Below are 10,807 nucleotides of genomic sequence, written 5' to 3'. Positions count from 1 at the left end.
AAATGCTTGTTTATTATCATAAATACATAGGTGGAAGCCGGGTATTATGAGGGGATCTTATCCACAACATCAATATTGACTTTTTTAAAATTCAGGATCTTTCCCAGAAACAAACTCATCCGCTTGTTTTTATTGACATTTTATTTTTCACCCTGTTTACTGATCTTAGCAAAAATACGCCAAGATCTCACCAAAAAAACACGATCATTTTAAGTTTTCCAAAGGATGTTGCCACTTTTCACCCAAGGCATGTGGAAAACCCAACTTTGATCCGATCTGAGTTGATCACACTCAACCACCGCTCAGATCCGATCTATATAAAGTGCCGGATCGCTAATGGGAGAATTTAGATCACACTCTATTCTTTATATAGGTATAATGTGGTTCGTTTTTCTCTGGAGATAGCAAGGTGAATGACCGTTTTTTGTTATTTCTGGCTAAAATCTATGCTTGATGGCGCGATTATGATTGACTTTCCTACGCCGCGGCATTAATATCTCGCGCTCGCAATGGCACCTGTGCCAGGATCGCGACCTGCATAGGATGTTTTAAACTTTAACCGATCGGATGGATTAGTTATGAAAAGAACTTTTCAACCTAGCGTTCTTAAACGCAAGCGTACTCACGGTTTCCGTGCACGTATGGCAACGAAGAATGGCCGTAAAGTACTAGCGCGTCGTCGTGCTAGAGGCCGTAAAGTACTTTCTGCTTAATATATAAGTGGAAGACTTTAGCTTCAGCAGGGAGTTACGTCTGTTAACTCCCTCGCATTACTCCCGAGTTTTTAACGAACCCGCTCGCGCAGCCACTCCTTATTTTACACTCTTAGCTAAACCCAATGATGTCGGACATCCACGTCTGGGACTCACTGTTGCTAAAAAACGCTGTAAAAAAGCCTGCCAACGCAATCGCATTAAACGTCTTGCCCGTGAAAGCTTTCGCCTAAACCGTCATAAACTGGACAATATTGATATTGTACTGATGGTCAAAACCGGCGTAGACGAGCAAACCAATGAAGAGCTCAGCAAACAACTGGCAAAATTATGGCGCAAAGTAAATGAGCGCTGTAAACCCGGAGCACCTAAGCCCCCACCTCATAAACGCCACAATAAAAAGCGTCCTGCGTCTAAACAGCGTAGCCCCAAACAGTCTTAACATCACAATACACTAATATATGCTGATTTATCGTGTCTGCACACTCTAAGCCAGCGCTGTATTTGCTGTGCCACTTACATACTCAATTTACGTAACAGTATGATGTTACTCATTTGCACTATAACCAATGAAAACGACGATTGGTCGAGTTCATCTTACAGTGAATTCGCTAAAATCGCATGGGGCTCAATGGCTATTTTGACCCCGATAAGGTAAAGTTAGCTCACCTTTTAATCGCCAATTTTCCTTCTTTATTTGGGAGTTGGTTATCAGTCTGACGGCAATTACATGAATCACTCCCCTTCCACAGTATCATCGCGCTTAGTGCGGCGTTGTAAAACGTGGATCCGGTGGCCCTTGTCGGTATGTCAAAGACTGATCAAAACACTGCTATTAGGTGTGATCCGTTTTTATCAGCGCTGTATTAGTCCGCTGCTGGGACCACACTGTCGCTTTACCCCAACCTGCTCTCACTATGCAATTCAGGCAATTAATTTACATGGAATTGCAAAAGGGAGTTGGTTAGCGCTTAAACGCATATTAAAATGTCACCCTTTAAGTGCAGGCGGGTCTGATCCCGTGCCTGCTAAATCAACGCAAGATAAACAACACGAGAAATAAGAGCTGTTATGGAATCGCAACGCACGTTTTTATTTATCGGCTTGCTGCTGGTTACCTTTTTACTCTTTACAGAGTGGTCAAAGGAACAAACCGCAGCCAATGCTGATACCAGTGCCGTCACACAACAAGTGGCCGGCCCCGCAAACAATGACCAGGCCGACGTACCGGCTTCCAGTCAGGCTGATGTGCCAATGCAGGCCACTGTGGCTACTCGCTCAGTCATTTCGGTAACCACCGATGTACTGGCAGTGAAAATCGACACCCGTGGCGGTGACATTGTTGAGGCGAAATTACTACAGCACGCCGAAACCCATGGCAGCGACCAACCTTACCTGTTACTGGGAGAGTTTGAAGGCAAAGAGTACTTTGCACAAAGTGGTTTGATTGGTCTGAATGGCCCGGATGCATCAAGCCAGGGCCGCCCGGTCTATCAAAGCGAACAAACCAGCTACACATTAAACGGTGATGAACTGCGTGTACCGCTGACGTTTGTTGACAGCAAAGGCGTGCAGTTCAGCAAAACCTTTGTATTCAAGCCGGGCCAGTATGATGTCGCGCTGGAATACGATGTGACTAACCCAACGGCTGATCCTGTTCAGGTGCAACTGTATACCCAAATCAAGCGCACGGTTCAGGAAAAAGGCAGCATGGTTGACCAGACTTATCTGGGCGCAGCCTATGGCACCAGCGAAGAGCCTTATGAGAAATACTCTTTCTCTGATATGGCCGATGCCAACCTGAATAAAAATACTCAGGGTGGTTACGTTGCCTTTATTCAGCACTACTTTGTGAGTGCCTGGGTACCAGATCAGGAAAAGAACAACACCATTTACAGCTCGCTGCGTAATAACAACAGCATCATAGGTGTAAAAGGCGAAGCAACCAATATTCAGGCCAATGGCACTGCACAGCTCACCGCCACTTACTACATGGGTCCAAAAGACACAGACGCGCTGGAAGCGCTTCATGAAGACCTGGATCTGACAGTCGACTACGGTTGGTTATGGTTTATCTCTCAGCCACTACTGAGCCTGCTGAAGTTCCTGCACAGCATTATCGGTAACTGGGGCTTGGCCATCATTGCGATTACCTTAATCGTAAAAACGTTGCTATACCCACTTACCAAAGCGCAATACACCTCTATGGCTAAAATGCGTATGCTACAGCCGAAAATGCAGGCTCTGAAAGAGCGCTATGGCGATGACCGTCAGAAATTTGGTCAGGCAATGATGGAGATGTACCGTAAGGAAAAAGTAAACCCTATGGGTGGCTGCTTCCCACTGTTACTGCAAATGCCTATCTTCCTGGCGCTATTCTATGTATTCCTGGAGTCAACAGAGCTGCGTCATGCCGAGTTTATGCTGTGGCTGACAGACCTGTCTTCAAAAGACCCTTACTATGTACTGCCTATCCTGTTTGGTGCCAGTATGTTCCTGACTCAGAAGCTGCAACCTATGACAGTGACGGATCCAATGCAACAAAAGATGATGACCTGGATGCCGGTTATCTTCTCTGTGTTCTTTATCTGGTTCCCGTCTGGTCTGGTGCTGTACTGGCTGGTCTCTAACCTGATCTCAATTGCCCAGATGCTTTATATCTATCGTGGCATGGAGAAAAAGGGCATGAAAGTCCGCGGTTAATACGCAATACAGATAAACTAGAAACGGTCCATCTCGGGCCGTTTTTTTATGTCCGCCATTACCACCCAACGGCCAGTCTCACAGTCTCACAGTCTCACAGTCTCACAGTCTCACAGTCTCACAGTCTCACAGTCTCACAGTCTCACAGTCTCACAGTCTCACAGTCTCACAGTCTCACAGTCTCACAGTCTCACAGTCTCACAGTCTCACAGTCTCACAGTCTCACAGCTAATCTTAATCATTAAAATCAATATCTTGATAATATTTTAGGCAGATTTTACGCCACTTTGATAGGCAAATTCAGGTTCATGTAGCACGCTGCGCTGCATCTTAACGATTTAGCGAGCACAGTATGTTGGAACCCCCTCTGTTAGACGCATTAAACACATCGCACCTCAGCTGGTGGCTGTTACCACTGGCCTTATTTAGCGGTGTACTGACCAGCTTTACGCCCTGCGTATATCCTCTGCTGCCCATTACCCTGGCTTCACTGACCAGATACCGCACCCAGGCACTGGCACCGCTTCAGTATTGCTGTGGCTTTGCTGCTGTCTATGCCCTGCTGGGTGGACTTGCCGCGTACAGTGGCAGCCTGTTTGGGGTAGTGGCCTCCAATCCCTGGGTACAGGTTGGTTTTGCCAACCTGCTCATTTATCTGGCCCTGGTTAATAAAGGCTGGTTGACTTTTCCGCGCTTACCGGGCCCTGCATTTCAGGGCTCGCAGGGAGCACTGCTAATGGGCATGACCAGTGCACTGGTGGCCGCACCTTGCACTTCTCCGGTGCTCGGTGGTTTGCTGCTGTTTGTGGCCACCAGCGGACAGCCGATATTCGGTGCACTACTGCTATTTAGTTTTGCACTGGGTATGAGCACCCTGCTGTTGCTGGCCGGACTGAGCAGTCAATTGGTGACGCGTTTGCCCCGCGCAGGTGCCTGGCTCAATTACGTACCCACCATCAGTGCGCTGTTACTGCTCATCATGGCGCAATATTTTCTTATTCAGGCCGGCAAGAGCTGGCTATAACGCAAGGAGACCATTATGGAGACGATTATGAAGATATTCCTCACAGGCATCGTATTACTGGCACTATCGTTCACGGCCACGGCAAAGCCTTATCCCCCTTTACAGGCCAGGACATTGGCAGATCAGCCAGTCTCAAGCAGCGGCAAAGTTACCTACCTGAAATTCTGGGCCACCTGGTGCGCCTATTGTGTAGAAGAGATGCCACTGCTCCAGCAGGCCTTTGAAAACAGCAAGGAAAGTTATCAGATCATTGCCGTCAATGTGGGCTTTAATCAGACCGCCGAGGGCGTGAAAACCTATTTAAACCGCTATGGCTATCAGTTTCCCACGGTGTTTGATGCAACAGGCACCCTTACCCGCCAGTACCGGGTAACCGGCACACCTCAGCACATTTTGCTCGATGCCAGTGGCACAGAGATTTACCGCAGCGCCCTGTTCACCGATGAGCTCAGACAACACCTGACGGCACTGACAGGAGCCAAGCAATGAAATTACACAACCCGATCACCCTATTGCTTAGCCTGACTATGTTTTTGCTCAGTCAGCAGTCAATCGCCGCCCCGGTTGAGTACATATTTATTACCCTCTGGGATGAGTACGTGCAGCAAACCTCCTTGCCCGAGCCACACCCTAATATCGAGCGTCGCTTCCTTCACCCGGACATCAACATAGATAAACCCAGTGTGGATCAATTTACCGCCTTGTTTCCGGTCTATGACGGCCTGCAAATAGACACCCACAATCAGCTGGCGATCCGCTATGGCGTGAGACAAACTCCCTATCGGCTGGTGGTTGAGGGCAACCAAGTACGCCAACGGGAGGCGCTAAGCAAGGCCCCAACTAAAGCACACGCAGACCTGCCCGCTCAGGATAAAACGCTTCAAACCTTGTCCGGACAACCCTTTAACCCCGCCAGCCCGGGTGCAGGCTTTCGGGTGTTATTCTTCAGCGACAGCCTGTGTCCGTTTCAGCATATCCCGAATTGTGAGCGCAGGATCGCACAGAATAACCACCTGTCAGCCAAGATCGACTACCCGGTGGTCACCGTGATCAAACCGTTTTATGTGGATCACACTCAGGTCAGTGCCTATCAGCAACGCTTTAACGTTAATCATGAGATCGTTTTTGACAGCCACAATCAGCTGTTCAGGCGCTTTGAGGTGACTGACTTACCCTACTGGGTAGTGCAAAACAGGCAAGGCAAGGTGGTCTATCGGGCAAATCAGGTGCCGCCTTTTCCTTTATAGGGCCCAGTTGCTCTGACAATACACGCTGTAGGGTTTGTCGATAACAGCTGTCACCAACTCAAATGGCGGCACTATTGCAGCTCTGATCCAGGTAAGCTGATTGATCAGTGCTGCACTATTGGGGCGTGTGGCCAGTTGATCGCTTAACTGCTTTGACAAGGCATGATCATGAACCATAAAAGCCGCAGTCGCGCCATATAACAGTTCCAGGTGACTGGCCTGCTCTGGCGCAGACAATAAAGTCAGTGCCTGTTTCGCCTCACCCCGGCGTAAATGAATATACATACGTGTGTAGCGGGCATAACCCTCAGTCTCAACCAACTTGAGCTGCTGATACACCGCCTGTGCACTTGTCACTAACGCGCCGGCCCGCTCCAGCTCATCTTGCTTTATCAGACTCCACCCCAGCATCAACTGGGCATGCGCAGCGGTGAGTGTGGATACCTGCTCCCAGCCCAGTAACTGCTCAAAGGTTTCTATGGCAGTCGCAAGCCCCGGCGCGCCATCCTGATCCAGTGCACCATCCATAATGGCCATGCCGCGCAACAGCCAGTGTAATTCATAGTGAGGAATAAACTGCGGATCAGGCTCCACCTGTGCCAGATAAGCCTGTGCCTTGTCGCGCTGATGTAGCTGAATATAGAAAAACCCAAGGTAAGTGAGTATTTGCTTTTGCAAGTAGTCATCACCCAGTTCCGATGCAATCTCCAGCGCTTCTAATAAGCTCGGTTCACTCTGTGCAACCGGCACCAGATAGTTCTGCCCATAGGCAAATAAAGCCCGCGCCAGTAAATTGCGCCGAGGCGACTGACGGTAAAAAGCTACCGACTGTGCCAGCACCTGCTTGCTGCGTTCTAAGTCCAGTAAACGCTTGGTTTCGGGCCCGGCGGCGGGCGGATTAGCCAGATAAAAAGCCTGTTGTGCGTCGCGATACGCCAGGGCACGGCTGCCAATTAACGCGTATGCTGAATTCAGCGCCCTGGCGTAAGCATCCCACAGCTGGGTGAGCCAGAACAGGTCGGCCTGTAACTGATACGCTGTGGCCAGTTGCTCCAGCAACTGGTGACGCTGCGCAAGCGTCAGCCCATGCTGCACGGCAGTCTGCGCCTGCGCATAGTCGCCCAGGGCTTTGTTAAACTCAGCCAAGTACAAATAATGGCGCACCCGTATGGCAGGCTCTGCAGCATTCAGATCCATGGCTGCAAATAAGGTTCTCGCCTGAGTCAGCTCACCTTGTTGCCAGGCAATGCGCGCCAGTTCGAGTTGCGCAGCCAGATGTTGCGGATCCTGGGTAAGGGTCGCCTCAAAATAGGATTTAGCCAGTCTATTGCCCTGCTCATCCAGCGCCTGTAGTCCGCGATAATAGTCTTGCGACGCGACCAGCTCCGGCTTACGAGCACTTTGACCATCGGGCAATAAAGCCAGTGCCGCAATGATCTGCTCAGCGACTTCATTAAATCCCACATCCAGCTGCTCAACCACGATTTTTTCCTGCTGCCGGGCGGTATTAACGGTTAGTACGTAGCGCTGTTGCTGACGTGACAATATGAGCTCAACCTGCCTGCTATTATCCTCTTGTGTTAACTGTGCAGCCGGGATCAAACGGTATTCAGATTGCAATCGAGTCGTCAATGCCGCGTGCAGTGCATAGCCCCACCAGGCATTGGCGGCGACCCCGGTTTGGTTGTCCAGAGGCAAAATTGTTAAAGCAGGATGGGCAAGCTGCGCCGACACCGGTGCAGGATCTGTTTCAGTGAACAGGGCAATAACACCGCAACCAATCAGTAAGGTGGCACTTAACAGCGCACTCAATAGCACCTTGTGCTTGTTGTGCTTTGGCTGTGTCAGCGGGCAGATCCACTGATAACCCTGCTGCGGTATGGTACGGATAAAGCTGGGTTGCTGCGCATCATCACCCAGTGCCTGGCGCAGCTCCGCCATACTTTGCGTCAATGCAGCATCGCGAAACTCACCGTGTTGCCACAGGGCCTCCAGTAATGCCTCGCGGGATATTACTTGCTGCGGTCGGGCCAATAAATACTGTAATAACTGAGCAACTTTAGGACGCAGCACCACCACTTGCTGATCTTTTTTTAATACCAAGCTGTCGCTGTCAAAACAATACTGAGCAAATACCACCACACGCTATATCCTTATCTCTGAACCGCCTCTACTATACCTCACAGCGTGCGTTTGCTGTACACTTAGCGCTAATTAGAGTTTGCTTTCAAGGGTCATCATGATCGCACAAGACACCATTGCAGCACAGGCAACCGCACCAGGTCGGGGCGGCGTCGGCATAATCCGCATTTCGGGTACTCTGGCCGAACAAGTTGCCCACACAATTCTGGGCAGATGCCCGAAAACCCGTTACGCAGAATATCTGCCATTCCAAACCCTGCAGGGAGAACAACTCGATCAGGGGATCGCCTTATTCTTTAAAGGCCCGAACTCTTTTACCGGTGAAGATGTGCTGGAGCTGCAAGGCCACGGCGGCCCGGTAGTATTGGACATGCTGCTTAAAGAGATCAGTCAGATTGACGGTGTGCGGCTGGCAAAGCCCGGTGAATTTTCCGAGCGTGCTTTTATGAATGACAAGTTGGATCTGACCCAGGCCGAAGCCATTGCCGATCTGATCAATGCCACCAGTGAACAGGCGGCTAAAAGCGCTCTGCATTCTCTACAGGGTGATTTTTCTAAACACATCAATGCGCTGGTGGAACAAGTGATCCATCTGCGCATGTATGTTGAGGCCGCAATCGACTTTCCAGATGAAGAAATCGACTTTCTTTCCGATGGCAAAGTGGCCGGCGATCTGAGCGCCATCATAGATCAGCTCAGTGTGGTACGCCAACAGGCCAAGCAAGGCAGCATTATGCGTGAAGGCATGAAAGTGGTGATCGCAGGTCGTCCAAATGCAGGTAAATCATCACTGCTCAATGCGCTGGCAGGCCGGGAAGCCGCCATTGTGACCGATATTGCCGGCACCACCCGGGATGTGCTCAGAGAGCATATTCATATTGATGGTATGCCGCTGCACATCATAGATACCGCAGGCCTGCGCGACAGTCCGGATAAGGTCGAACAAATAGGTATTGAGCGCGCCTGGGAAGAGATCCGCGCAGCCGATCATGTGCTATTTATGGTCGATGGCACCGAAACTGACGAAACCGATCCAGCCCGGATCTGGCCAGAATTCATCGAACAACTGCCACAAGGCATGGACATCACAGTGATCCGCAACAAGGTCGATCTCAGTGGTGAAACCACAGGCACCAGTCACGACCATGGCCATGCCCTGATCCGTCTTAGCGCCAAAGACAGTAATGGCATAGATCTGCTGCGTGAACACCTTAAAGCCTGTATCGGCTTCACCGGTGCAACCGAAGGTGGCTTTATGGCGCGCCGCCGTCACCTCGACGCGCTGGAGCGTGCCGCAGAGCACCTGGAAATTGGCCAGACTCAATTAGAAATGCACATTGCCGGCGAGATCCTGGCCGAAGAGCTGCGCCTGACCCAGCAGTATCTCAATGAGATCACCGGTGAATTCACCTCCGACGATCTGCTCGGTAAGATCTTCAGTTCCTTCTGCATCGGTAAATAACCGTTTATTAGCGCAGTGCCGCTCTGGCCTGCGCCCACTCCCACTGCTAGTCACACTTTCCTTATTCACACATTCGCCCTGTTTGGTTTTGCTGATCGGGTGCCATATCGTGCTGCCTGGCCGATTTAATTACACCGTTTTAGTCAAGAATAACGACCATAAACACGCTCCGTCACTGTCGGTATCGACTCTGGTAAGCCCATAAATCGCACACGGCTGCACCGTACGCGACCCTTAAACCCGGCCTTTTGGCGCTGCAGGTTATCAAAGACAGTCCGATCCGGGCTGTGATCCAAAAAAAGATCGCCATTTTTTAGATTATTTTATTATATGGATCAAAGTTTATAGATCCTCTACTTGCATGCACTTTTACCTGTAGATCGACTTATCCCCCAAAACTATCCACAAGCCGAAAAAACAGGTCGGTTTTGCCACTTAAGCGGCCGTTTTAGTCTCATCATATAGCCCCAAAAAACATCAGGATATACGCGGCTTATCCACAACAAGCTCACTGAATTAGCCGCTGGAATACTTTATTAACCTATTGTTTATTAATTAATTATTTAAAAAGCATAGTGCTTTGCACACAAATCAGGCAAGATTTTTTTATCCCAAACTCAGATCAATACTTTACTTCTGTTGTGAGGTCATTAAGATGTCGCGAATAGATCGAAAGTCAGTAATCAGGGTACACCGCGTCATGCGCAATATTGAGATCATCATAGGAAGCCAGATGGGCAGTGCGGAATACGTCGCAGAGCAGCTTGCCGAGCAACTCGATGCCAGTGAATTCAGCACACATCTGCATGAGCAGCCAGATCTGAACGCCTGTCAGCATCCTCTTTGGCTGGTGGTTACTTCCACTTATGGTGCGGGTGATTACCCGGATAACCTGCTGCCTTTTATAGAGCAACTGACGCAGCATGATGATCTGAGCCACATTCGCTTTGCCGTGGTGGGCATTGGCGACTCAAGTTATGACACCTATAACCTGGCCGCCAGTAATTGTGCGCAGTTACTGACAGACAAAGGCGCGCAGCAGCTTTTACCGGTATTAAAGGTCGATGTACAAGATGAAGCTTTGCCGGAAGATGCAGCCATTGCCTGGTTACCAGAGCTAACACAGCAGCTGAGCCTGGCAGCGCAGTAAGGTATATGGATCTGCATTAAGATCTTTTACACAGAAGTTATTCACAAAATAGGCCTTTCTTAGATCGCATTGTGGATAACCTTTGATCTAACTGCGGATCTAAGCATACTTATCCATTGGATAGTTTTCATCGGATCTTGCCTTGTGAATAAATAGCCACTTTGATCAAAGCTTTTCATCGTGATGATCCGATCTAATTCACATCATATGATCTGATCTAACTCTTTGGATCAAATAAGGAATACATCGTTATTCACAGATCTGGGCCGATCTAATAGTAAGATCTAATAAAAGATCTTTAAAAAGATCCTTATATATTATTAAGTGATCCTTTTGTGCTGATTAAAATTTAAACGTTTCACTTCT

General features: G+C 49.3%; 10 protein-coding genes. 9 read left to right on the top strand and 1 reads right to left on the bottom strand.

The features are described from left to right. Positions 1 to 578 precede the first annotated feature (578 nt). The 7 genes from rpmH to ELR70_RS24660 all read left to right on the top strand — a co-directional run bounded on the left by rpmH (position 579) and on the right by ELR70_RS24660 (position 5,687). On the top strand, positions 579 to 713 hold the full coding sequence (rpmH, locus tag ELR70_RS24690; RefSeq protein ID WP_010384852.1) for a 50S ribosomal protein L34: 135 nt from the start codon (positions 579 to 581) through the stop codon (positions 711 to 713). Positions 714 to 720: 7 nt separating this feature from the next. After that, positions 721 to 1,155 (top strand): ribonuclease P protein component, encoded by a 435-nt coding sequence (gene rnpA / locus ELR70_RS24685; RefSeq protein WP_054016200.1) that lies wholly within the window; start codon positions 721 to 723, stop codon positions 1,153 to 1,155. Between the two features lie 288 nt (positions 1,156 to 1,443). Then, positions 1,444 to 1,776 (top strand): membrane protein insertion efficiency factor YidD, encoded by a 333-nt coding sequence (yidD, locus tag ELR70_RS24680; protein ID WP_235577114.1) that lies wholly within the window; start codon positions 1,444 to 1,446, stop codon positions 1,774 to 1,776. An 8-nt stretch (positions 1,777 to 1,784) separates the two neighbouring features. Beyond that, positions 1,785 to 3,416 carry a membrane protein insertase YidC gene (gene yidC, locus ELR70_RS24675; protein WP_054016199.1) on the top strand — a complete coding sequence of 544 codons (1,632 nt, stop codon included), beginning with the start codon at positions 1,785 to 1,787 and terminating at the stop codon, positions 3,414 to 3,416. A 352-nt stretch (positions 3,417 to 3,768) separates the two neighbouring features. After that, positions 3,769 to 4,440 carry a cytochrome c biogenesis protein CcdA gene (locus ELR70_RS24670; RefSeq protein ID WP_054016198.1) on the top strand — a complete coding sequence of 224 codons (672 nt, stop codon included), beginning with the start codon at positions 3,769 to 3,771 and terminating at the stop codon, positions 4,438 to 4,440. A gap of 27 nt (positions 4,441 to 4,467) precedes the next feature. Continuing rightward, a complete protein-coding gene (locus tag ELR70_RS24665) occupies positions 4,468 to 4,929 on the top strand; it encodes a TlpA disulfide reductase family protein (protein WP_054016238.1) in 462 nt (153 codons plus the stop codon). Next, a complete protein-coding gene (locus ELR70_RS24660) occupies positions 4,926 to 5,687 on the top strand; it encodes a hypothetical protein (RefSeq protein ID WP_128064767.1) in 762 nt (253 codons plus the stop codon). Before ELR70_RS24665 ends, ELR70_RS24660 begins: the two co-directional genes overlap by 4 nt. On the opposite strand, the gene ELR70_RS24655 is transcribed toward ELR70_RS24660, so the two are convergent. Continuing rightward, positions 5,682 to 7,829: a winged helix-turn-helix domain-containing protein gene (locus ELR70_RS24655; protein WP_054016197.1), complete on the bottom strand. Its 2,148-nt coding sequence runs from the start codon at positions 7,827 to 7,829 to the stop codon at positions 5,682 to 5,684. The two genes, ELR70_RS24660 and ELR70_RS24655, sit on opposite strands and share 6 nt — an antisense overlap. A 97-nt stretch (positions 7,830 to 7,926) precedes the next feature. Between ELR70_RS24655 and mnmE the strand changes: the two genes are divergently transcribed. Together mnmE and mioC are read left to right on the top strand one after the other, a co-directional pair. After that, positions 7,927 to 9,291 (top strand): tRNA uridine-5-carboxymethylaminomethyl(34) synthesis GTPase MnmE, encoded by a 1,365-nt coding sequence (gene mnmE / locus ELR70_RS24650; RefSeq protein ID WP_054016196.1) that lies wholly within the window; start codon positions 7,927 to 7,929, stop codon positions 9,289 to 9,291. A gap of 700 nt (positions 9,292 to 9,991) precedes the next feature. After that, positions 9,992 to 10,441 carry an FMN-binding protein MioC gene (mioC, locus tag ELR70_RS24645; protein WP_054016195.1) on the top strand — a complete coding sequence of 150 codons (450 nt, stop codon included), beginning with the start codon at positions 9,992 to 9,994 and terminating at the stop codon, positions 10,439 to 10,441. Positions 10,442 to 10,807: the final 366 nt, after the last annotated feature.

Source organism: Pseudoalteromonas sp. R3 (assembly GCF_004014715.1).
In the GTDB taxonomy this organism is placed as follows: Bacteria; Pseudomonadota; Gammaproteobacteria; order Enterobacterales; family Alteromonadaceae; genus Pseudoalteromonas.
This window is presented reverse-complemented; position numbering and strand designations above follow the sequence as displayed.